Origin of the sequence: Gardnerella sp. DNF01159, from assembly GCF_049244215.1 — a bacterium.
In the GTDB taxonomy this organism is placed as follows: domain Bacteria; phylum Actinomycetota; class Actinomycetes; order Actinomycetales; family Bifidobacteriaceae; genus Bifidobacterium; species Bifidobacterium swidsinskii.
On sequence record NZ_CP058387.1, the window covers coordinates 1426154 to 1450296 of the forward strand.

Annotated in this window: 21 protein-coding genes, 3 tRNA genes and 1 pseudogene; 2 read left to right on the forward strand and 23 right to left on the reverse strand. The window is 43.6% G+C overall.

The genetic code is table 11. The features are described 5' to 3' along the window. Positions 1-44 precede the first annotated feature (44 nt). The 8 genes from HXT39_RS05720 to HXT39_RS05755 all read right to left on the reverse strand — a co-directional run bounded on the left by HXT39_RS05720 (position 45) and on the right by HXT39_RS05755 (position 4847). Positions 45-1316, reverse strand: coding sequence for an FAD-binding protein (locus HXT39_RS05720; protein WP_012913815.1), 1272 nt, complete (start codon positions 1314-1316; stop codon positions 45-47). 124 nt (positions 1317-1440) lie between these two features. Further along, a complete protein-coding gene (rpmG, locus tag HXT39_RS05725; RefSeq protein WP_004105548.1) occupies positions 1441-1611 on the reverse strand; it encodes a 50S ribosomal protein L33 in 171 nt (56 codons plus the stop codon). Positions 1612-1664: 53 nt separating this feature from the next. Continuing rightward, positions 1665-1738: transfer RNA gene (locus tag HXT39_RS05730), tRNA-Met, on the reverse strand. A 4-nt stretch (positions 1739-1742) separates the two neighbouring features. After that, a tRNA-Thr gene (locus tag HXT39_RS05735) sits at positions 1743-1814 on the reverse strand. Between the two features lies 1 nt (position 1815). After that, a tRNA-Tyr gene (locus tag HXT39_RS05740) sits at positions 1816-1897 on the reverse strand. A gap of 110 nt (positions 1898-2007) precedes the next feature. After that, a complete protein-coding gene (gene hisC / locus HXT39_RS05745; protein WP_076002616.1) occupies positions 2008-3105 on the reverse strand; it encodes a histidinol-phosphate transaminase in 1098 nt (365 codons plus the stop codon). 193 nt (positions 3106-3298) lie between these two features. After that, positions 3299-3592, reverse strand: a complete 294-nt coding sequence (gene groES, locus HXT39_RS05750; protein WP_004114319.1) for a co-chaperone GroES — start codon at positions 3590-3592, stop codon at positions 3299-3301. A 172-nt stretch (positions 3593-3764) separates the two neighbouring features. After that, positions 3765-4847 (reverse strand): hypothetical protein, encoded by a 1083-nt coding sequence (locus tag HXT39_RS05755; protein WP_102703340.1) that lies wholly within the window; start codon positions 4845-4847, stop codon positions 3765-3767. A 309-nt stretch (positions 4848-5156) separates the two neighbouring features. Between HXT39_RS05755 and HXT39_RS05760 the strand changes: the two genes are divergently transcribed. Together HXT39_RS05760 and HXT39_RS05765 are read left to right on the forward strand one after the other, a co-directional pair. Continuing rightward, positions 5157-5333 (forward strand): FmdB family zinc ribbon protein, encoded by a 177-nt coding sequence (locus HXT39_RS05760; protein WP_004574103.1) that lies wholly within the window; start codon positions 5157-5159, stop codon positions 5331-5333. Positions 5334-5445: 112 nt separating this feature from the next. Beyond that, on the forward strand, positions 5446-6225 hold the full coding sequence (locus tag HXT39_RS05765; protein ID WP_162863135.1) for a hypothetical protein: 780 nt from the start codon (positions 5446-5448) through the stop codon (positions 6223-6225). Between the two features lie 131 nt (positions 6226-6356). Here HXT39_RS05765 and HXT39_RS05770 read toward each other — a convergent pair whose 3' ends face one another. From HXT39_RS05770 to HXT39_RS05840, 15 genes and pseudogenes are all read right to left on the reverse strand, one after another. Then, positions 6357-6560 (reverse strand): hypothetical protein, encoded by a 204-nt coding sequence (locus HXT39_RS05770; RefSeq protein ID WP_004109746.1) that lies wholly within the window; start codon positions 6558-6560, stop codon positions 6357-6359. Then, the gene (locus HXT39_RS05775) at positions 6557-10315 is read right to left on the reverse strand and encodes a helicase (protein WP_103013787.1); all 3759 of its coding nucleotides are present in this window, start codon (positions 10313-10315) and stop codon (positions 6557-6559) included. The genes HXT39_RS05770 and HXT39_RS05775 overlap by 4 nt, the downstream gene beginning before the upstream one ends. A 20-nt stretch (positions 10316-10335) precedes the next feature. After that, positions 10336-11667 carry an FHA domain-containing protein gene (locus HXT39_RS05780; protein WP_012913810.1) on the reverse strand — a complete coding sequence of 444 codons (1332 nt, stop codon included), beginning with the start codon at positions 11665-11667 and terminating at the stop codon, positions 10336-10338. A 553-nt stretch (positions 11668-12220) separates the two neighbouring features. Next, a pseudogene (locus HXT39_RS05785) lies at positions 12221-12394 on the reverse strand (peptidase); the annotation flags it as partial. 150 nt (positions 12395-12544) lie between these two features. Further along, entirely contained in the window at positions 12545-12925 is a 381-nt protein-coding gene (gene rplL / locus HXT39_RS05790) for a 50S ribosomal protein L7/L12 (RefSeq protein WP_004105575.1), read from the reverse strand. 97 nt (positions 12926-13022) lie between these two features. After that, positions 13023-13544 (reverse strand): 50S ribosomal protein L10, encoded by a 522-nt coding sequence (rplJ, locus tag HXT39_RS05795; RefSeq protein ID WP_012913809.1) that lies wholly within the window; start codon positions 13542-13544, stop codon positions 13023-13025. A gap of 391 nt (positions 13545-13935) precedes the next feature. Continuing rightward, entirely contained in the window at positions 13936-15330 is a 1395-nt protein-coding gene (locus HXT39_RS05800) for an NCS2 family permease (protein ID WP_012913808.1), read from the reverse strand. A gap of 253 nt (positions 15331-15583) precedes the next feature. After that, positions 15584-16363, reverse strand: coding sequence for a phosphate ABC transporter ATP-binding protein PstB (gene pstB, locus HXT39_RS05805; RefSeq protein ID WP_004109757.1), 780 nt, complete (start codon positions 16361-16363; stop codon positions 15584-15586). A gap of 88 nt (positions 16364-16451) precedes the next feature. Next, positions 16452-17489: a phosphate ABC transporter permease PstA gene (pstA, locus tag HXT39_RS05810; RefSeq protein ID WP_004109758.1), complete on the reverse strand. Its 1038-nt coding sequence runs from the start codon at positions 17487-17489 to the stop codon at positions 16452-16454. After that, positions 17490-18437, reverse strand: a complete 948-nt coding sequence (gene pstC, locus HXT39_RS05815) for a phosphate ABC transporter permease subunit PstC (protein WP_100066732.1) — start codon at positions 18435-18437, stop codon at positions 17490-17492. 106 nt (positions 18438-18543) lie between these two features. Then, the gene (gene pstS / locus HXT39_RS05820) at positions 18544-19770 is read right to left on the reverse strand and encodes a phosphate ABC transporter substrate-binding protein PstS (RefSeq protein WP_102703337.1); all 1227 of its coding nucleotides are present in this window, start codon (positions 19768-19770) and stop codon (positions 18544-18546) included. A gap of 206 nt (positions 19771-19976) precedes the next feature. Further along, positions 19977-20702: a 5'-methylthioadenosine/S-adenosylhomocysteine nucleosidase gene (mtnN, locus tag HXT39_RS05825; RefSeq protein ID WP_103013786.1), complete on the reverse strand. Its 726-nt coding sequence runs from the start codon at positions 20700-20702 to the stop codon at positions 19977-19979. Further along, positions 20695-21201 (reverse strand): hypothetical protein, encoded by a 507-nt coding sequence (locus HXT39_RS05830; RefSeq protein ID WP_103013785.1) that lies wholly within the window; start codon positions 21199-21201, stop codon positions 20695-20697. Before HXT39_RS05830 ends, mtnN begins: the two co-directional genes overlap by 8 nt. A gap of 113 nt (positions 21202-21314) precedes the next feature. Next, positions 21315-22496, reverse strand: a complete 1182-nt coding sequence (locus HXT39_RS05835) for a 3-deoxy-7-phosphoheptulonate synthase (protein ID WP_064621722.1) — start codon at positions 22494-22496, stop codon at positions 21315-21317. 271 nt (positions 22497-22767) lie between these two features. After that, positions 22768-24102, reverse strand: coding sequence for a C1 family peptidase (locus HXT39_RS05840; RefSeq protein ID WP_103013784.1), 1335 nt, complete (start codon positions 24100-24102; stop codon positions 22768-22770). Between the last annotated feature and the right edge of the window lie 41 nt (positions 24103-24143).

Sequence of the window (24143 nt, forward strand, 5' to 3'; positions counted from 1 at the left end):
AACTTATATATTACTGCATAAAACGCATCATATTCGTAAAATTTTCAGTTTATAGAAATATTTATTACAACAGGTTCAGGAATAAGCGTTACACCAAACTTACTTTGCACACCACGGATAATAGTTTTTGCCAAATTTGCAATATCGTCACAAGAAGCATTATTACGATTGGTAAGTGCCAAAGTATGCAATGAAGAAAGCCCCGCAGGCGAAGGTTTCCCATTTTCTATAAGCCTAAAACCCTTATGGAATCCAGCATGGTCAATAAGCCAAGCTGCAGAAGTCTTTATACCATGCGATCCATCTTGCATAATTGCATCAAATTTAGGAGCATCTTCTGGCAAAGTATCGGCTTCACTAGTACTAAGTATTGGATTCATAAAGAAACTACCGCAACTATGACGATCACTGTAAATATTATCGCCCTCTAAAAATTCGCCAGTAACATAGTCTTCACTTTGCAATCGCAAAGCAAATTCAACACCTTCAGCACACTTTGTACCACGCATCCACAGCTTATCGTAACGAGAAGCATCCTCAAGCATGCCTTTAGAGGCACGAACGCGCAAAACTTCACGACGTATTGCTGCTGTTTGCATGCGCTCACCCAATTCTACGTGCAAAGCATTAGCTAATTGCGAATGAGAGACAATGCCGGTTGAATTATGTTTCAAACAAAAAGTAACAGACAGCACAACGTAACGAGGAGTAGGAAAATACGAGTCCGCAGGAACTCCTACTGAAGAGTACATGCTTTTTTTAAGCAATGAAGTGCGATACCCAAAATTTAAAGCATCCTTCTGCAACTCCATAGTTGATTTTGTTTTGCGGTCCCAGACTTCTACGGAAGTAACACTTTGAGATACTTCTTGACCATAAGCGCCAATATTTTGCACAACAGAAGCCCCAACAGTGCCAGGTATGCCAGAAAGACCTTCTACACCCTCTAAGCCAAGAGAAATTGTATGGGAAACAAAATCATCCCAATTACAACCAGCTTCAGCATTGATATGCACTAAATGAGCACCACTTTGCAAATCAATGCCATCTTCTGAAGGTGCTGCTTCATCAAGCACATGAATATCACGTCTAGCATCTCGCACAACAACGCCATTGAAGTTCTCATCGCTAACAAGCATATTAGAGCCGCCACCGATAACGCATAAAGGCAGACCAAGCTCATCAGCATCTTCTACCGCTTCAATAACAGCAACGCGACTTTTTGGCTCTATAAAACGCGCAATTTTGCCACCTACGCCAACAGTTGTTATATCTGCAAAGGATGGATTATTTACTAAAGATGCTTGCATACTCATGGTTTAAATATTAACAGCAATAAATAACAAAAACCCCGCATTAAGCGGGGTAATAAGCATAAAATCTGCGCAACTAGCAATAAGCTTAAACAAGCCAAAATCGTGAGCGCAGTAAGCTGAAGATTCAGCGAGTCTCGCGATGAAGCGTATGCTTGCCACAGCGTGGGCAGAACTTGTTCAACTCAAGACGATCAGGCGTATTGCGACGATTCTTCGTCGTGATGTAATTACGCTCTTTGCACTCCGTGCATGCCATCGTAATGCCCGGACGGATGTCGGCGCTCTTGCTTGCCATTTCGTTCACCTCTACAATTCATTATTGGCCAGCCAGTCTCCTACTGGCCGTTGTAGCGAGGAAGAGACTCGAACTCTTGACCTTACGATTATGAGTCGTACGCTCTAGCCAGCTGAGCTACCCCGCCAGAGAGCCTCGAGTGAGAATCGGACTCACGACCTCTTCCTTACCAAGGAAGTGCTCTACCACTGAGCTATCGAGGCGTGGCGGGTAGTGGATTCGAACCACTGAAGCACGAAGCGGCTGATTTACAGTCAGCTCCCTTTGACCACTTGGGAAACCCGCCAGCAGTCTCCGTAAGAAGTGAACTTCAAACGGCAACTTTGTTATTTTGCCACGAAATCGCGACTAATGCAAGATTAAGACACGCCGAAAGCAAAACTTTTATGCAAAAAGCTAGTTATTTAGCGAAAAACCTTCTTTTTTTAAATTTTCGCAAACTGTCAAAACCCTGTCATTAGCCTCGCGCTCGCCGATACTAATGCGAATACCTTCACCAGCAAAAGCGCGAACAGACAATCCTGCAGCAATAAAATGTTCTGTTGCCCGCTCGGTATCTGCCCCAAATGGCATCCAGAAGAAGTTTGCATACGCATCTTCAATATTCCAACCTTGCTCGCGCAAAGCTTCAAGAATGCGCTCACGCTCAGCAACAAGAGATGCAACACGAGTACTCATCTCCTTGCTTGCGTCATCTTCCAAAGAAGCCAAAGCTGCGACCTGCGCTATTTGAGACACTCCAAATGGCACAGCAACTTTACGCATACCGTCTACGACTTCAGCCGGAGCAATACCATAACCAATGCGCAAACCTGCCAATCCATAAGCCTTGGAGAACGTTTGAGCAACAACTACATTTGGATACTCATGGTACAGTTTTATACCATTTGCAGTGCCTTTTGCTGTGTTAAACTGCACATAAGCTTCGTCAATAAGTACAAGAACGTCGCTTGGCACAGCATCTAATACCTTGCGAGCTTCCTCCTCGCTAAGTGAAGCAGAAGTTGGATTATTAGGATTATTCAAAATAACCAAACGCGTGCGATCGCTAATAGCTGCAATCATAGCGTCAACATCATGGGAACCATCAGCACGGTTAGGAATCTGAACGCTTGTAGCACCAGCTCCAGTCACAATAATCGGATAAGCTTCAAAGCTTCTCCAAGGGTATATGACCTCATCTCCCGGACCTGCAACCAAGTCAACAAGCTGCGTAATAACTTCCGTAGAGCCGCAACCAAGCACGACTTCGTCTGCAGTCACACCAAAACGCTTAGCAAGTTCTTCAACAACTTCTGTGCCACGCATATTAGGATAACGGTTTATTACATTAAGAGCGCGATTTGAGATCGCTTCTTTTACGCTTTGCAAAGGCTCATAAGGATTTTCGTTACTAGAAATCTTATACGCACGAATGCCGTCTAATTTAGGAGCTGGCTTACCCTGCTTGTAGCTAGGAATTGTATCTACAATATTGCGGTGTTTGTATGTCATACTTCTCCATCATACTCCACACATGCCTTAACTGTGCAATAGCAAAAATCCGACCAAAACCTTACAACCGCGTAAAGTTTCTGCCGCCTATCTAAATATTCCACAGACATTCTTACGTACCGCAATAAAAAACGCTGGGAACAACGTTTCCGTCATTTCCAGCGTAAGTTTTATTGTTTCAACCGGCTAAATACTAGCCAAGAATTGCAAGCACATCGCGAGAAGACACGATTAAGTAGTCCTCACCTTCATAATGCACTTCAGTTCCGCCGTACTTGGAATAAAGAACCTTGTCTCCAACCTTAACATCCATAGGAATGCGCTCGCCCTTATCGTCGCGACGACCAGGACCTACGGCAAGAACTTCACCCTGCTGTGGCTTCTCCTTGGCATTATCTGGAATATACAAGCCAGAAGCAGTCTGAGTTTCCGCTTGAGCTTGCTTAACAATAATCTTATCCTCCAACGGTGTGAGCTTAATCGACACTGTTGCCACCCCTTTCATAAGAGATACTATTTCGTACGCAAGAAACAATCCGACGAGGCTGACGATCACGTCCGCAACCGCACTTACGTTCTATGCCTCATAATACCGCGAATTTAGCACTCTAACAACTCGAGTGCTAATCTTTTAAGAAAATTTTTATAAAACTCTTAAATCATGCATTTCGACGAGCAAGAACATCATGCAAATTTGCCACGCCGAGTGAGTCTTCAGAACTCTCTGGAGCATCCACTTCGCTTACTTTTTCTTTTTCGTGGAACTGAGAAGAGTTTGTAGCAGCAAAATTAGCAGCGTCATCGGCATTATCAACATTAGCAACTGGTACAGCTTTAACTACTTGCTTAGTTGACTTAATTTCCAAACTTTCTGGAGTACGAGATGCTAAATTAGCATTACCTGAATCAGACTTAGTTTGTGAATCAAGCGAGAACGAAATTAAATCTTGATTAGACTGATAGTTTTGCTCCGAAGCCACAAAAGCGTTAGAAGAATCGTATGCGTCTTTCTTTTCCGTCTCAACGATATTAGACTCTTTAGATTCAGATTCTTCTTTATACAAACGCTCACGCAACGCTGCATTGCGCTCTTGCTCCGCACGATGTAACGCAACACGAATTTCGCTCTGCTCCATAACCGAAGTTTCAGTATTGTCACGAGACGCATCATTTCGAACAGGCACTACAGTCTGAGATACAGAATATTCAGCACTGTCGTTTTGAGAAATCGCATCACTACTGTTGATTTCTCCATTAAAATCAGAATCAGATGCAGAAGAATAATCTTTCAACTGGCGTATAACAGCACTATTATGGCGTTCGCACAGCTCATCCTCAGCTTTGCATTTCGAAGCAGCGCGCATTGTTGCAATACGCGCCTCCCAAGCACGAGCATGCTTAGAAGCACGAGCTCCAAAATAAAGCACTACTGCCAATATAGCTCCAGGAATAAGAGCAAAAACTGGAGAAAATATACCAGAGCATCCTGCTAAGAATACGACAAAAGTCAAGGCAGCAAGCGCAACTACCAACACACAACGACGGCGTATTGCAGCACGCCTAGCAGCGCGAATGCGCGCAATATATTCAGGAGTTAATGTTCGTTTTTGTTGTGTCGGTTGCATACAAGCCCCTTTTGCCAACATACTAGTACCGTCGCAAATGCGCGCAGTACTCCACTCACCTACAAGATGAAGTGTTGGTGAAAACCTATCCTCGCGATGTTCAAGCATAGACTTCATGCCGTTAACCGTGCGTTTAGGCAACCACCCGAACCATAAGGCTACAAGGATGACTAATACGAGTACCGCACTCACCGATTCATAACCCATAAGTATTAATATAAAGAAGTCATAGGATGTGTAGCAACATAAACATTTCGGCGTGTCGCCAAAATGTGGGATTATTGCGCGCGACATCACACAATATGCTGTGCCGCAATCATTCACTAAGCAAATTTAACACCTATAATAACTGTCATAGTATGTACTAGGATATGTGAAGGAACAGTAAGCTGCTACTTATGTGCTCGTGTAACTTCGGAGGGACTTTTGCCTACTTATCATTATCGTTGCAAGCAATGCGGATACGATTTTTCAGAACATCAATCATTTTCAGATGACCCTATTACCATTTGCCCTCAGTGCGGAAAAGATGCAGTGCACAAAGTGTACTCTGCTCCTCCAATCAACTTTAAAGGCAAAGGCTTTTATCGAACCGATAAATGATTTTGTAAAATTATAAATATTAATTATTGTTTAAATATTGCGCGCTAATAGGTTTTATCCACAGCGCGCAATTTTTCTTGCTCTTGCATTTTTTATATTTCAAAATGCAGGTATGAGCATAAATTTTTCTTTATTTAAATCTCAAAATAACGCAAAAAATAGTGCGTTATTGCAGCGGAGGCAACGCGCTTTCGTGCGGAAAATCATTATTGTGCTATGTGCTGGAATGATGGCTTTACTCGTTGTGTCAACTATTATTGACTCACAAGAAACTCAAGTTATAGCAGTAGCTAAACACAATATTCAGCAAGGTTCACGCGTTAGCGTAAACGATATTGCATACGTTCGAGTGCCTAAGCATAAAGTATTTAATCAAGCGCTATCTAATAATATAAGCGCGAATGCTTCTATTATTGCAACATGCGAAATACGTAAAGGCATGCCAATTTTGCAAACACTATTGAGTAAAATTCCGCGCATTCCAGAAGGATTCACTTCTATTACCATTCATTTAGCTAGTGCAGATCACACACTGCTTCCTGGCGAAAAAATTGATCTAGCCTTTAGCAAGCCGGTACAAGATGAAGAAATTTCTAACTCTAAAAATGCAGAAAGTCACAACAACGAAAAATCTAAAAGCAGCACTGTAGAAAATAACGATAAAAACAAAAACCAGGATATTGAAGAAAACAATATTTCAGAAATTGATGAACACTATGTTAGCGTAGTTCATAATGTTACGGTAATGCAAATAACTCAAAGCACTCAAGTTTCACAAAATCAGCAAAATACTACCACTCTTGCTATGCCTGCTGCAGATGCGTTGCGATTATTACAAGCTCAGTCTGAAAACCCCTCTTTGGCAATTGTTGCCATGAAATTGTCACAATGAGATTGCCGTCATGGAATACGTACACGATTAGTAGAAATCAGCGGTAATTATTAGCAATTAGCGATAATGACCAGTCAGCAACAAGCAGCAACAAGAATAAATCATTCTGCTACTTCTCGCGTATTTCAAGCTCAACTAATACGCTCGGAAAACACCGCCCAGTGAGGCGGCAATTCGCTTAAAATACGATTATCGTCGTCTTGATTACGCTGTTGCAAAGTAAGCTCGTCAGAAGGCTCGAGTTTAACGCCATCTGCATCAAAAAGCTCCGAGCCTTCACGAACAACCCTAACTGACCTGCGGGGAGATCTTCTATTGGGATCGTATTTACTCATTCGTTGTCACCATACAATTCCCCGAGACGAGAAACAACACGGTCAACCTCTTTTTCAGGATTGACAAAAGCTCCAACGCTCCACACTGTCATAACTGACCAGCCCAAGGATTCCAAATCCTGAATAATCATGCGATGACGTTCACGAGTTGATTGCACGCTCATAAATTGCGCATCATCCGTAAGCACAGCAACAGCAAATGACTTGTCCGCAAGTCCAACTACTAGAGGAATTCTAACGCCATTATCGAAGCCATAGTTGACTGCAACTTTTAATCCACGCGAGCGAATACGCTCAGCTAAATCAGTAAATAGCACATTTCTTTGTGCAGCTTCTGCAGCAATTTGCGCTTCAACATCGTTGGCATCTTCTGGACGAAGCGGCTTATCACTTAACTTCTCAGCCCATTGCAAAAGGTTCTTCAAAAGCTTTGGACCATCTTGGTGCAAACGCTCATCTTCCATATCTTTAGATGTAAACGCACTAACAATATCTAGATGACGACGAGCTAGAGCCAAAGCGTCAAGAAGCACACTGCTTCCACCTTCTTCTTCAAGCAATCCAAACTGCTGAAGAAGTCTGCCATGAGATGTTTTTGCATAGCAAAGCGACATAATTACATCTGTTGCTATTGCTCCAGAAGCTTCATTAACGCCCAAAAGTCTCACATGTCGCAAGAATCTAGCCATGTTTTCGTCTTTAATAGACAAAGACTTCAACTCTGCTCCTAAACGACTGCGGAACACGTTTGTCAACGTAACTACGACAAGCACATAGCTTGAAGGAACAACCGTAAACGTATTCGCACGCTGACGAATAAGCTCAACTACTTCATCAATTTCACGCTGGCTGCTTTCAATAAGCCCAGAAGACATTACTGGAACTCCAGTTGCTTCAATTTGATGCAAACGAACTTTACCTTGCAAACGTTCAACAGGAACGTCATGACGCAACTTTCCGTAACCATGTTCTTCCAAGAATCGCGCTAAACGAAGCGAGCGCCTTGTTGCTCTAGAAACTACTGTTACAGATGGTAGTAATGAAATAAGCGAACGCAAACTTTCAGAACTTACTGTTTGCTTATGCGCTAAAACTACTACTTGACGAGCACGAGACAAAATAGATAGCAACTCAATATTTGATATATGAGATGCTGAATCAATTATTACAGTATCTGCAATAGGTCTCAACGGAGTCATCATAGTAAGAGTAGATGGCATAGCTACAAGTATTGGTTTCGCAGCCAACACAAGTTCCGCATAATTGCGCAATAATTTATTAAAAGTAATTCCAGAACGGTTTCCTGCAAGCATAGTATGTAACTGATTAGCTTCTTGCGTGTGCGAGAACAATAAATCGCACAAATGCCTCATAGCTTCTTGCTGAACCATTGGACCGATTGAACGCACATGTTCTGTATCAACTTGCACGAATCGATCAGAGACATCTTGCATTGCGGAGCCATCTTGGTGAGAAATAATTGCAGAAGAATTAACGATATCTTCAAAAACAGTAGTCCACCAAGCCAATTGCAATTCACCGTCAATTGCATTACCTGTAACGTTGCGACGACGCAAATCGCTAACTAAATCAGATAAGCCCGCTTTGCTGAACTCACGCTCCAAATTGCAACGACCAGGGAGAGTATCTAGAGATGCTCTGTCGTCATGCAAATCTTGCAAACGAGCTTCAAGCTGCGCAAATTCAATATTTTCAAGATCTGCGCCCTTAAGAGTTGTTGCTAACACTGCATCAAGAGCAACTAAATGCCTTGCTAATAATTCTTGAGTATTTACAATATCATCCAATTTTGGCGGCAAAACAGGCCATCCGCCGTGAGGCACGAAAGTACGCCACTGAGCTGCTTGCTGCGCAACAATCTTTAATGCCTCATGCAAATCATCGACTTTAGCTCCAACTCTTAGCAAGCTGCGCGCTTCTCGAACATGATGTCTACGTTCCCAGAAGCCCATAATTGTGCCTTCGGCTTTACGCTGAACTTTCGGCTTACTCGCTTCAATCATTGCATCTAAATCGCGCTCAAAAATTTCAGGCTGGAATACGTCAAGTACACGTCGCAAATTTTTGAGAACTGTAACTTGACGACTCCACTCACGAGCTGTTGTTGGCACAGGGAAACCACAGCTTTGCACAGTGCTTTTAACTTGTTCTCGAGTTGCTGGAAGAAGCTTAAGAAGCACGTCTACAACACGCTGATATACAGATATAGCTTCATTTTCGTCAAATATCGACGCGCCAAACCAAGGAGTATCTTCAGGATTTATCCTAAACTCTCCAAGCTCATCGGCTTGGTGGAATTTTTTCGACCACTCTTCAATATGACCGGTCATGGCGTGCGCTGCAGAAACATCTAAACGCACATGCGTAGACGGATGGGTTGGAAACATTGCAATTGCTGCAAGATTCTGGATTGTTTGATATGCAGATACTCCCCAAGTTTCGTTGATACCATGAAGATCGCCTAAATAACGAGTAAGGCGAGAACGCACTCCAACCAACTCATCTGCAACCTGCTCAAATCGTGAAGTCGCAATACTATGTCTAGCACCAACTGCTGCAATCAACTGCGCATCGACATGCTTAGCAATATGACCATCCGCAACGTCTAATGCTAATGAGGAAATTTCATGCGTATTCAACGTGTAACGGAAACGCCTCTGCTGCTCAACAACATTAGGCACATACAACACAGAATGTCCTGCAATCACAGAACGAGAAGCAATCGCAGCAGCAATCGCAGCTGAATCTGAGCCCGAATCAATATCCACGAACAGAGAATTTCCAGAAGCAACAAGCTCCGCTGCATAACGCACAACGTTATCTACTTCACCAACTTCGCATTCGCTATGAGGATCTGCGTCGAAAGGACTATATTCTAGCTTATTTGCAGACTGAAGCTTATGAATAGCTCGATCATCGCCAGCCATAGCGTCAATCATCGCATTTCCAACATTGCCAGATTGCAAAGCGTTAATAATTTGTTCACTTTCTGCTACAAAACGCGAACCAGCATCTGTAAAGCAGCCAAGTATAATATCGCGCTCAATATCAAAATCTGTAAAAGCTGAGCGAGCTTGCTTACAAATAGCATCAAACACTACAGAAGTTTCTGGCGTTCCACTTTCATATTGAGATCCGTCGAATAAAACATCTTCCCTAAGTTGAACACCACGCTCACTTAAACGCGACACAAGCGAATTGTTCAGCCCAACACTTCCAGAGAAATAAATAGTGGCGGAGGTCTCATCTTGATTAGTGTCACGAACAACTTTCACAGGATACGTAAGAACAGGCACATGGTTGCCATTCCACGATGCAACACCAACTATTAAAGAAAGTTCGGAAACGCCACTTTCGTGTGCTTTTGCGTCTCTATCTTCAAAAACTCGATCTAGCCTTCGCCCAGCAGCCCGCAACATTCCAGCGTCTCGGAATAAAGATTTTAATGTTACTTTTCCGCTTGCAAAAAGTTGCGCAATTCCGGAAGGATGAGCATGCGTCAACTCTAATTGTGCAGCAAGTTGCGTTATATCTTCTAGTGGAGAAGGAGATAGCTGAGCCTGATATTGCTGCTTCCACCCAACTATATGTTGTAAAGCGTTAGTACGAGCGCTGTTGGTATTGTTAGAGCCAGATTTTTCTAAAGAATCACCTTCTGACGTAGTATTTTCAACTACTGTATCAGTAAAAACTTGCTCTGACGAATCCTGCTCCACGTTGTTTGTATCACTCATATTCCCACCCTACTACTTGCTTACTGTTCAATAGCTTTGCGATATGCACTATAACCGCTGTTTCTAGCTAGTGCAGCATCTACTTCAGAATTACCTTGAGCTGCGAGCCACGCGTATAAGTCATCATATAACCCAGTGTTTGCAGCCAAGAACGGAAGCAACTGCGAATATTGCGCCATCTCAAATTGCTTTGAAAAATCACTACTTTCTTCAGCTTCTTTTGACGTAAATCCGCCGGCTTCCACTACATTTTCTTGAGAGTCAAATTCGCCTTTTGATACTTTTTCAAATACGGAGCCTGGCTCAAATGCAGGTGTGTACTCCGCATCAGAATTGTTAATATCGAGATTATTAGAGTCGAGATTTGTAGTACCGAGATTCGTAGAGCCAAAACTGTTAATATCGAGATTATTAGAACCTGTATTTGCACCATTAAAAGCTGAAGTATTGGCAATATTTTCAGCAAAAGTTTCAGTTGAATTTAATGGAGATACTAGAAATTCTTGAGAACTTTCGTTTTGCAATATATTTGTTTCCGGATTAACTGGCGTAACCGGAGAAGCTTGAGCAACTGAATCAGCTTGATCAACTGCAGAAACCGAAGAAATCACAGAATCTTGTTGTGAAGGTTCTTCTTTAGTTGAACTTTCTTGCTGAATCGCTTGCGCATCTGCAAATAAATTACGCGGCTCTACAGGAACCTCCTGCTGTTCTCGCATAACAGGCAAAGTTACATCATGATTGATTGGAGCAACATCTGTTTGCGAATCATCATTGAGCTGAGTATGATTCTGCATGCCTTGTTTCCAAGACAATCCAGGATGCGAAACTGATTGAGCATGGAAAACACCTGTTGGCTCACCAGCGCGCAAATCAAGAATTTGATCTACTGATAAATCTGAAGCTGCAGGCTCATCATGCGATTCATCTGTAGCATAAGAGAACAGATTACGCACTGCGTTATCTTTTTCAACTTCAGCAGATTCTTCTTCTACACGCACAAAATCAACAGGAACATCACCGAATTGCATGCGCATTAAGTTATCTGGAAGCTGAAAATCAACATCAGGCTCTAGACGCAGCAAATCACCATTTGCGCTGACTAAATATGTACCGTTAGTTGAATGCAAATCTCGTATTGTTGCCACGCCTCGCATGTCTACAATTAGCAGCGCATGCCTCTTTGACATAGAACGTTTATTATCCACTATGTCGACGCGCGCGAAACCATCTTCACGCAACGGGCGTATAGGCTTTCGACCAATCTCTACAGACTGACCTGCACCCACACGTGCCTGCTCGACACCACCAACTGTAATCATCCAGCGCTGCACGGTTTGTCGCTCACTCACGTGATCTGCTCCCTTCAAAAAACACACTACTTACTATTGTGTCATGCTTTGTGTATATTGCGCTAGTATTTGTTGATTTTAAGCATAAAAATATCACATATTCATATTTGAAGATTTTACAAGAAAATTTATAAGGAATTTTACTAGAACTTTTGCAAAGAATTTTATTTGCAATAATTTTTAAAATCTTTATGCAAATGGAAATAACAAAAGGCTCGGAAGAAACTTCCGAGCCTCGAAACTTGCGATATTACCAACCGTCCCTAGCGGAAAGCAACAACGCAAAGTGCTCAGCATTAATCGGTTAACGAAGCCTGAATCAATAGTAAAAAAGGAAATTTGGCAAACCATATCAACAAGCAAACGCAAACCAATTAATTGCTGTATAAAACTAAAAGATCTACACAGCGTGCAGAGCACAAAATTTTTTACAAAAGCACTTAGTCTAGCGCACCTTTCAGCACACTAGACTAAGTAATTCACAGTAAAACCGACTCAACGATCAACCAATAAGCTAAAGCCCAAATGATTCATCACTGAATCAGATTTCAGCTTAGTGACGGATCTTGCGAAGAGCAGCACCCATGCCAGCAAGCACAGAAGCAGCAACAGCAGCCAAAGCTACAGCAGCACCGGTCTTAGCCAATGGAGCAGCCTTCTTCTCGGAAGACTTCTTAGCTTCAGACTTCTTATCAGACTTCTTTGCGGCAGCCTTGTCATCAACCTTCGCATAACACGCGCGGCAGAAACTTTACGCGCAAGTAAAGAAAAGGTCGCAGCGCAACAAAAAAGGCGGCAGGAATAATCCTACCGCCTAATTTTCACTATACACGCACGCATAAAACTGCGTTACGCGCAAAGCAACAAAAAGTTAGAACTACTTAAGTTCAACGGAAGCGCCAGCCTCTTCGAGGGCAGCCTTAGCCTTCTCAGCGTCTTCCTTCTTAGCCTTCTCGAGAACAGCCTTTGGAGCGCCGTCCACGAGAGCCTTAGCTTCAGCCAAGCCAAGGCTGGTCAAAGCACGCACAGCCTTGATGACTGCAATCTTCTTATCGCCAGCAGCGGTGAGAACGACGTCAAACTCGTCCTTCTCTTCCTCAGCAGCACCAGCAGCAGCTGGAGCAGCGGCAACAGCGGCTACAGGAGCAGCAGCTTCGACATCAAACTTATCTTCGAATGCCTTGACGAACTCAGAGAGCTCAACGAGGGTCATTTCACCGAAAGCTTCAAGAAGCTCTTCGTTAGTGAGCTTAGCCATAATTGGCTTCCTTTCTTACTTGGCCGGGCATACCTTATGCCTTACGACCATAACATTTTTACATTTGGTTGGTCTCATGCAGCAAGCTGCAAGGGAATCAAGCGGCCTTTTCCTGCTTCTCGCGCAAAGCGTCGATTGTACGAACTGCTTTGGTTGGCAATGCGTTGAACAGGTAAGCGGCCTTGGACATGGTGCCCTTGAGCGCGCCGGCCATTTCGGAAAGCAACTGTGGGCGCGACTTCAAGTCGGCGAGCTGCTTTGCACCTTCGGCATCGTAAACGGTTCCATCTGCGAAACCGCCCTTAATGACGAGGGCTTTATTCTCTTTGGCAAAATCACGCAAGGTCTTAGCAGCCTCAATGAAATCACCCTTAACGAAGGTGACTGCAGTTGGGCCGGCGAGAAGCTCGTCAAGACCTTCAATGCCCGCTTCCTTAGCAGCAATACGAGCAAGCGTGTTCTTAGCCACAGAGTAGGAAGTATCGCGGCCTAGCTTTTCGCGCAGAGTAGAAATCTGCGGAACGGTAAGCCCGCGGTACTCGGTGAGGTAGATAGCGTCTGCGTTACGGAAAAGTTCCGTAAGCTCGGCAACTACCGCTTCCTTTTCGGGCCTCTTCATGGCGTTCCTTCCTAAATTGGCCGTAGGTGAAAGAAACGCATCAAGCTTAATTAAACAGAGCAATAAAAAAAGCCCTGCGCACTGGCAGAGCAACATAAGAAGCACTAAGGCGTACTTAAATTTTCGACTCATAACGAAATTCGCTATAAATCATCGCTCAACCTGTGCTGGCCTGACACATCAATTTCAGGAATTTTTAATTCCGCCAACGGTCTGTGGTTTACGTTGGGTAAGTTTAATACGCCGTTAGGACAATGTCAAGAGAAATACTATAAAAATAAAAAAGAGGGCATGTAATTTACATACCCTCGAATTTTTTAATTTTTACTTTTATATTTTATGTTTCACAAGTTCACTACTTGCAAAATGCACCCTTACATTAAATGCACATTTACAGCACAGCATTAGCAACGAAATCAAGCAGGAACAGCAAGGAAACAATCCAAAGCATTGGATGAACTTCCTTAGCACGCTTCTTGCAAGTCATAACTAAGCAGTACATGATGAAGCCTGCAGCGATGCCGTAAGAAATGGAGTAAGAGAACGCCATGAATACGGCAGCAAAGAATGCAGGAATTGCTTCGGAAATATCGTCCCAAGCAATTTCCTTCAAGGAGCTTGCCATCATGCAACCAACAACAACAAGCACACCTGCAGTTGCTGCAGCAGGAACTGCAGAAGCAAAAGGCGCAAGAACAATAGAAAGCGCGAAGCAAATAGACACAACTACGGAAGTCAAACCAGTGCGACCACCGGCACCAATACCAGCAGCAGATTCTACATAAGTAGTGGTGTTAGAAGTACCGCAAATTGCGCCAACAGAAGTAGCAATAGAATCAGCAAACAATGCGCGATCCATCTTGGAGCTAAATCCGGAGCCGTTTTCAAGAGCCTTTTCGTCAGCCTCAGAGAAGATACCTGTACGACGGCCAGTACCAATAAAGGTGCCGAGAGTGTCAAAAGTATCCGACATTGAGAATGCGAAAATAGTTACCAACACAAGCGGCAAACGAGCAGGATCAGCAAACAAAGATGCAAAACCCTTATCGCTAAAAATAGCACCGAAAGTAGTTGGAAGCTGAGCAAAAGCATCAGTAACAGACACTGCATTGTTCAAAGAAGTCAATCCCAAAGGAATACCAATTAAAGAAGTTGCAATAATTGTAATAAGCAAGCTTGCGCGAACTTTAAGAACTGTAAGAACAATAGCAAAAAGAAGTCCAATAAGGAATAACCAAAGCACAGGGTTATTCATAACAGCAAGACCTGGAATAGCAGCAGTTGGTTTACTTTTTGCAGCGGCGGCAGGATCCTTGGAAGTAAAAGTAATCAAGCCAACACTCATCATGCCCACATAGGCCACAAATAAACCAATGCCACCGCCGATTGCTTGTTGAAGCGAAGTCGGGATGGCACGAATAATCATTTTACGAATTTTAGTAACGGTAATAATAATGTTAATTAAACCGCACAAGAACACCATGCACATGGCCTCTTGCCAAGTAAAATGCAGGCCGAAGCAAACTGTGTAAGTAAAGAATGCGTTAAGACCCATGCCAGCAGCCTGTGCGTAAGGTACGTTAGCAAACAAGCCCATAACAAGGGTACCAATGATTGCTGCGATGATTGTAGCGAGGAAAACGCCACCTTTAGGCATGCCAGTTTGGCTTAAAATCATTGGATTTACGACGATAATATACGACATTGCGAAGAATGTAGTGAGACCTGCAGTGATCTCCGTTGATACATTCGTGCCGTTTTCTTTGAGATGGAAGAACTTTTCCATATACTCTCTGTTCCTTGGTTTACAAGCGCAAAAGACCAGAAAAGCGCGGCGAAAGCACTTGAGCAATCGCGTACGCAATTACATTTGGGCATTCACGCAGAGGTTACTGCGACTCGTCGAATGAACGAAGGCATCACAAAATCTCACATAAAATTATGAAAATTGCGAAACCTTTGAACAACCGAACAGCTCTGACCTTACGCGCACGTGCTGACCAAGGAAATACACCGAAATCAAAGAAGTATATAACAACTCAGCCAAAACGACCGGAAATATAACGCTCAGCTTCAGCATTGCGCGGATTGTTGAACATAGTAGTTGTGTCTGCAAAGTATTCCAAATGCCCCGGCTGACCTACAGCTTTCAAATTAAAGAATGCCGTGTAATCCGCAACACGCGCAGCCTGTTGCATATTATGAGTCACGATCACAATCGTGTAGTCACGCTTAAGCTCATTAATCAAATCTTCTACAGCCAATGTAGAAATAGGGTCAAGAGCTGAGCAAGGCTCATCCATAAGTAAAACTTGCGGATGCACAGCCACAGCCCTAGCAATGCAAAGTCGCTGCTGCTGACCGCCAGAAAGACCAATACCCGGCTTATCTAAGCGATCCTTAACTTCATTCCACAAGTTCGCGCCTCGTAAAGCCCACTCAACTAAATCGTCAGCATCACTCTTAGCAATTTTGCGATTATTCAAACGAACTCCAGCGAGCACGTTTTCTCGAATAGACATTGTTGGGAAAGGATTTGGACGCTGGAAAACCATGCCAACATCGCGGCGGACAGCCACAGGATCCACGTCTTTACCGTATAAATCGCGGCCTTCAAGAAGCACTTGACCTTCTACTCGCGCGCCAGGAGTGATTTCGTGCATGCGGTCTAAAGTGCGCAAAACTGTTGATTTTCCGCATCCGGAAGGTCCGATAAAAGCCGTCACTTTATTTGGCTCAATATTAATATTTACATCTTCTACAGCAAGAAAATCACCATAGTAAATATTTAAGTGCTTCACATCAATTCGCTGACCCATTTTATGCTCACTTTCTAAAAATTTAATTCGCTTTGCTTTGTTTTATTTTGCTTTGCTTTAACTCACTTTATTTAAGATTTACTTCGCTTTATTTCGTCTTTACAGAAAACACTCGAGCCACAACTCGCCCCAAAATATTTAGCAACAACACCAACACAATAAGCGTTAAAGCTGCAGCCCACGAGCGCTCCATCGGAATTGACGTTACACAAGAAGCCGGCGCATTAGCTGGACAATTCGCAGAAAGTTTGGAATATTCTTGGTAAACGTACACCGGCAAAGTCGTCATTTGCCCATCAAATAAATTGAGATTCGTGGAAGCAATAAAGCCTGAAGCCATAAGAAGTGGCGCAGTTTCGCCAATAACGCGCGCAACCGCAAGAATACAGCCAGACACAATTCCCGGAAGAGCAGTGCGCAAAACGATTTTTGTAATTGTGCGCTGCTGAGTAACTCCCAAAGCAAGAGACGCCTCGCGCAAATCGTTAGGCACGATTTTTAGCATTTCTTGAGAAGACTTCACAACTGTTGGAATCATAAGAAGTGAAAGAGCCACAGATCCTTCAAAACCATTGATTGTGCCAGGACCAGCAAGAAGAGCAAACATAGAAAATGCAAACAATCCAGCAACAATAGACGGAATACCACTCATAACGTCAACAAGCAGATTAATTATGCGCGAAATTTTGTTTCCGCGAGCATACTCAACCAAATAAACAGCACACATTAAACCAATCGGAATTGAAATAACCATAGCTCCTAGCGTTATTTCAAGAGTTCCAATAATCGCGTGCAAAATTCCGCCGTAACCGCCAGTTCCAGTAGCATTTCCGCCCACAACGTAAGTCATGTTATGAGTGAGAAAATCAAAATTTAAACGCTTAATACCATTGATAATGGTTGTTAAAAGCAAAGAAATAAGCGGAATAAGTGCCACAACAAAAGACAAGAAAATCAGCACGCGCATAAGCATGTCTTTACGTTTGCGCGCAGCTATGTGTGAGCGAGTTGGGCGGAATTTGTTGAAGTCAATAACCGGAGCTGCAGAATTTTCTGCGCGATTTTCTACGCAATTTTCTGCGAAGACTTCAGCACCTTCGTTAGATTTATTAATTTGATGCTCCATTTATGCGCCCGCCTTTCCGGTAATTTTGCGAGCAATAAAGTTGACTGCAAAAGAAATAACGAACAAAACTAAGCCGGTTGCAATAAGCGCACTTACGCCAAGTCCGTTCGCTTCCGGATACTGCGCTGCAATATTTGCGGCAATAGTTTGATTTTGAGAAGCCTTGAAAATATTGATACCAAAAGTAAATCCAGGAGACAAAATCATCAAAACTGCCATCGTTTCACCCAAAGCACGGCCCAGCCCAAGCATAGAAGCCGACACAATACCAGACTTTGCAAACGGCAAAACAGCTAACTTAATCATCTCCCACTTCGTAGCGCCGAGCGCAAGCGCACCTTCCTGCTGCAAGCGAGGAGCCTGCTGGAAAATATCGCGAGCCATAGAAGTAATAATCGGCAAAATCATCACAGCCAAAACTAATGCAACCGTAGCAGCAGAACGAGAAGGATTAGCCGCCGGACCAGAAAATAGCGGAATCCAGCCAAAAAGTTTAGAAACCCAATCCCAGAAAGGATACATAGCTGGAACCAAAACCAATCCGCCCCACAAACCATAGATTACGGACGGAATCGCAGCAAGCAAATCAATTACTCCACTCAAAAGCGGAACAATTTTTTTAGGCGCATAATACGAAATAAACAGAGCAATACCAATTGCCACAAAAAATGCGAACAGCAGCGCGAGCGCAGACATAAGCACTGTGCCAAAAATAAGCGGAGCCACATAGCTTATAAAATCATGCGCTTTACCACCAGTAAAATCAGCAAACACATGACTTACTTGATTGTGATTTCCACTTAATAACGGCAAAGCACGAAACAGCAGAAATACTGCAACTGCTGTAAGAACAAGCAAAATTAGCATGCCACAGCCTGCAGCCACGCCTTTAAAAAGACGGTCTGCAAGATGAGTGCCAACATAATTTTTGCTATTGCTCTCAGAAATTTGAGCAGTTTCGTTTGCACTATTCGCAACTGCTTTCGCATTTTTCGTAGAACTCAATCATTCTCCTTTATAACCGATACGTTCATAATATCAGTTTGTAAAGTTTTTACTTTCCTGTTTTAACAGACTTAATCGATGCGTTAATTTTGCTTACCAAATTTTGTGGAAGTGGAGCCGTTCCAGCAGCAGAAGAAGCAGCATTCTGCCCTTCCGCGCTAGTTACGTAGCTAAGCCAAGACTTCACAAATCGAGCAGTTCCAGCATCTTTATAAACCGGGCAAGCAATATCGTAAGAAACTAACACAATTGGATAAGCACCCTTAGATTGCGTATTGTGATTAATTTTCATAACAACGCGATTAGGATATTTTGCAGAAGCGTCTGCGTCAATTTCAGAATCAGCTAAAGTTTTAGAAGCAGCTTCCGGAGAAATCTCATTGTAAGTATCCCCCACCTTCACTGCAACAGTACCGAGCTTACCGACCTGTGAAAAATCAGCGTAACCAATCGCACCATTTGCCATGCGAATAGTAGATACAACGCCCGAAGTGCCCTTTGCACCTTGACCGACACTATTCGGCCAGTTTTCAGAAAGATCATATTTCCAATCGTCCGGAGCAGCGTCTTTCACATAGCTTAAGAAATTCTGCGTTGTACCGGACTTATCGGAGCGGTGAACAACAGTAATCGGGGTGTCTGGAAGCTTTAGCTTAGGATTCTGCTTCTTGATATCGTCATCATTCCAGCGCGTAATTTTTCCGTCGAAAATTTTAGCAATCGTCGAAGCGTCCAAATTAATATGCTTGCCAGCATCCGAAACACCTTTAAGGTTGAAAATAATCGCAATTGGTGAAACATACACGGGCACATCGAAAGCCGTAGTTCCATGAGCACAAACCGACTTAGACTTTTCAACTTCGTCGTTACTCAACGCTTTGTCTGAACCAGCCCAAGCCGTGGCACCAGTCATAAAAGTGGTAACGCCAGCACCAGAACCAGTAGGATTGTAAGCAATTTTTGCACCCGAATTTTTAGATTGGAATCCTGCAATCCACGCTTCCATTGCAACCTGCTGGGAAGAAGCACCCGAGCCTTGGAAATTGCCGGAGATCTTAGTGTTTTGCGAACCTGACGCATTGGAATTATCAGCAGGAACATTGTCTCCGCAAGCAGCGCAGGTTGCACACAAGCCGAAAGTTAGCGCCGCCGCAGCAATACTGCGGAACTTAAGTGCGCTTTTAGTCGTATTAAATTTATTCATATTTGACTTATTCATATCGTTACGCATATTCTTCTTTCCTTTCGCGAAGAATTGCCTTGCGCCCCACCACATTTTCGCGTTCCTATAGCCGTATTGCGAATTGGGCGCATTTTCTTAATTAATCCCTATCTTTTTTTATTAACGCAACCATCGTAAACAGGTGGGTAAAACCTCACCGGCAAAAATAAAGTGGGTACCAAAAATGGCGGTATTTGGCGCTATATTTAACGCGACTTAAGCAAAATGAAGGTCGGCGACCACATCAGCGTGTCGAAATGCTACAAATTGCGAAGAATATTTACCGTAATTTTTGCAGCAGTGTCCGCATACTCGGAAATATCAAAAGTGTGAAAATCCTCGTATTTTGTATCCGCATTATCGCTCATTGCGCGCACAACAAGTGCAGGAACGTCGTTACGAGCAGCCACATGCAAGACTGCTGCGCCTTCCATTTCCACAGCATCCGCTTGAGTAGCTGCAATTACCTCCGCTACTTTTTCTGGCGAATCAACAAAATATCCGCCGGATGCAATAGTGCCAGCGATATGCGTGATTTTCATATCGGTAAGCACTTTACTAGCTACTTTAAGAAGATAATCATCCGAATGAAATTCGCTTGCAAATGGCTTCCATTGACCGATTAAGCGCATATCGGTATCGAGATATTTTACAGTTTTTCCAAGAACAACATCGTTCGTATGCAAATTTTTATTAAGATTTCCTGCAATACCAGAAAAAATTACGACTTGAGGGTTATATGCGTCAATAAGATATTGCACAGTTGCAGCAGCATTAACCAGACCCATTCCGCCAACAGTAGCCGCGACTTCGATTTTACTGCCATTCGCCGAGTCAAGAGTGCCGCAAGATACATCAAGACTTGCAGAGTGATCGTGAGTCACGTTTTCAAGCGCGCTAGCAATATGCGCAACTTCTTCCTCTAAAGCGCCAACAACAGCGACTTTAGTAATATCAGCTTCTGTAAGTTTTTCAATATTAGACATGAGCAGAATCATCCTTTTTTATTTCGCTACTTATGTATTTGTCATTACAATTAACCAAAAACACACATACTAAAGTCATAATAACAAAAGTTAAAGTCGCAATCTTCAGCAATGCTTCGCACGTAAAATCAAACCAAGGATTCACAACAGGAACATTGAAAAACGCAATAATTTGATTCTGCAGAGCAAGAAAAGCGAAAAATCCAGCTATAAGCAATACACAAACTAAAGTGCCAACAATGCGACGCCATCCGTTAGCAAAAACAAGCAAAGCAATTCCAGTTACAAACGGCATAAAAACGCTAAACCACAATGCAGAAAACGTAACAAGCGTATAACCAGCACTATGCGTGCCACGATACCATGCAAAAGCCAACAAAATAACACCAGTTGCAATCAAAGCTAACAATATATAACGCACCACCGGTAGTGCTTTACACATAAAACCTTTATTCGCATTATTCCCATTATTCGCTTTATTCAAGTCTTCGTTATACATTTCAACACACTCCCTTGTACGCAAAATATAATGCAAAAATAGGCGGCAAATACAGTAAGGAACATAAGCCAAGTAGAAATTAATTGAGATTATCTTACTACAATCTCTAAGCTCTAAGCTCTACGGCGAGTTGCTACAGATTTATCTAAAATTCTTAGCAAATTGGCAGTATCTTCCCAAGAAATACAACGATCCGTAATAGACTTCCCATATTCAAGTTCGCTAAGAGGAGCAGGATCCTGATTACCACCCTGTAAGAAGCTCTCCATCATCACGCCCTTAATACCCTGCTCACCCGCAGCCAAACGATCCGCAATCTCACGCACAACCTCAATCTGGCGACGCTCATCCTTGCCAGAATTACCATGCGAGCAATCCACAACAACACCATGCGAAGCCATGCAACCAGTACCCAAACGCAAACGAATTGAAGCCACAGCAGAAGCAACCGACGCAGCATCATAATTCGGCCCCTTACTAGATCCGCGCAAAACCACGTGACAATCAGGGTTGCCAAGAGTCTGCACAGCACAAGCGCGACCAAGATGATCAATACCAAAGAACGTATGATGCTGGCTCGCAGCTAAGCAGCCATTTACAGCCGCAGAAACAGAACCATCCGTAGCATTCTTAAAACCAACCGGCATAGAAAGACCACTAGCAAGCTGACGATGAATCTGAGACTCAGTATTACGCGCACCAATCGCACCCCAGCTCACAGCATCCGCAATAAACTGAGGGCTGGTCGGCTCCAAAAATTCAGTAGCAGCAGCCAAACCAGCATCCAACACGCCGAGCAAAGTCTTACGCGCAAGCAACAAACCCTTATGAATATCATGCGTTCCGTCAATATCCGGGTCGTTAATCAAACCCTTCCAGCCAAGAGCTGTGCGCGGCTTTTCAAAATACACGCGCATAACAATAAGAAGCTCATCTTCAAGCTCCGAACGCAACTTAGCTAAACGACTCGCATAATCAAGAGCAGCCTTAGGATCATGCACAGAACACGGGCCAACAATAACCAACAAGCGATCATCTTCGCCATTCAAACAGCTACGAATCTCATCGCGCGACTCAGCAACAATATCCTGCGCATACGGCGACAATGGCAACTCACCAAGCACCTGAGCAGGAGTTGGCAAAGGCTCCAGCTCAAGCACGCGGCGGTTTATTATGCGATCCACACCAACCTGGTCTTCCCAGCGCTGAAACTTCGCGGAATTAAGAGGGTTACGCCCCTCCTCAACTTCCTTCTTTACCGCGCGAGAAGTACGCTGCTCAGCTGTAGAAGCCATTTGTCACCATCCTATAAAAACTGTGCTTGGTGCGATCGGTGGGTGCGAGGAGAGAATCAACCTAACTTGGTGGGGTCGGTGTACGCATCTTGAAATAAAGATGCGTGCACCGCCGAGCTTGCGTTGAAAGCACAACCACATTTGATGTGGTCGGTGCTTGCATCTTGAATAAAGATGCAAGCACCGCCGAGCTCACGCGAAAAGCACACTGTGCTTTTCGCAATAGTGAGCGCGGCGCTTTGGAGTAGCTTAAGCGCCCAATGCGCTTAAGCTAAGCCAAAGCGCCCATTGGATCCCACGCCGGTAATACGATTGCTGGTTCTTCTAGGGCTTTGCGATATTCTTCCGGAAGCAGATTCTTCGGCACTGCAACTTCGTACACATACTCGGTAAACCAGTCGTCACTCATCGTAAAGTAACCCTTATCTGCAATATCAGTGCCCCAAGAGTTCTCTACGCGCCAACGGCGAGTAGTCGTACCATCATCAGCAACATCCACACCAGCAAAAGCCATAGCGTGATTCATCGCAGAATCAGCAAAACGCACACGCGCTTCCTTATCCAAATCAAAATCAACGCCATAAACGCGACCATACTCGAACAAATCAGTAGCCCAAGCGCCATTCTCGCGATCCATCATAGGATGGCAATCGGCACCAAACCACACTGGAATGCCCTTCTCAACCAAAATCTTACGCACGCAATCCTTCATAAACTGGTTTGGCACGTTCAAATATTCGGTTGCGTCTCCGCCAGCAACATTACCCAAATGCTCAATAGCAATCTTCTTGCCCTTAGGATGTTCAGCTCGAGGATCGTCAACCAAGCACACATAATCCTCAAGACCAGCATTCACGTACTTCTTCCAAAACTCAACTGGCGTAATCTCACCATCGCGATGGAACTTGCCGTCGCTATCAGTCCACTCCCAATCGAAGCTCTTAGGTGGCTCACCCAAGTGAATTGTCAAAATCCTGTGACCTGCAGCAGTAGCATCCGCAATAATCGCATCAATTTCAGTGGCATTCGCATACATATGAGCAACAGCAGTATGCAAAAGCGCACGCAACTGCGTATTCATAGCACCAGTATTCTTAGAAGAAGCAGTTTCTGGGAACAAATCCTTAGGAACAGCACCATACTTCTTGTAAACATTCATAGCCATGGTCCACTGGCCGCCATCGCCCATAACGTCATGCAACAAATGCTGAATCAAACGAGAATCTGAAGGCTCACCTGCACGCACCAAAGCAGCAACATCCTTCAAGAAGTAGTTAATTCGCTCAAGCTTGTCGTAGTACATCGCATAGTTTTGAGAAAACTCAAATTCCTTCAATCCAAGGGATTTCTTCGCAATGAAACGAGCCACGTTCAACGAACTAAACAGCCAGCAACGGCCAGAACGATCCTGATGTGTTGCATCTCCGTTATCAACAATGGTAGAAAAACGACGCTGCAATAAGCGCGCACGATCATAATTACGCGCGACTTTATCAATACCAGCAGCAGTCACACCATTCATAGCTAAACGGTTTAAAGGATTTGCGTCAAAATCCTCACGCAAACCTTGTAATTTTTCATCAGTTAGAGCAGTGATTTCAGTCACAATGCTACCTTTCCTGTTAATTATCAATATTTATTTCAAAT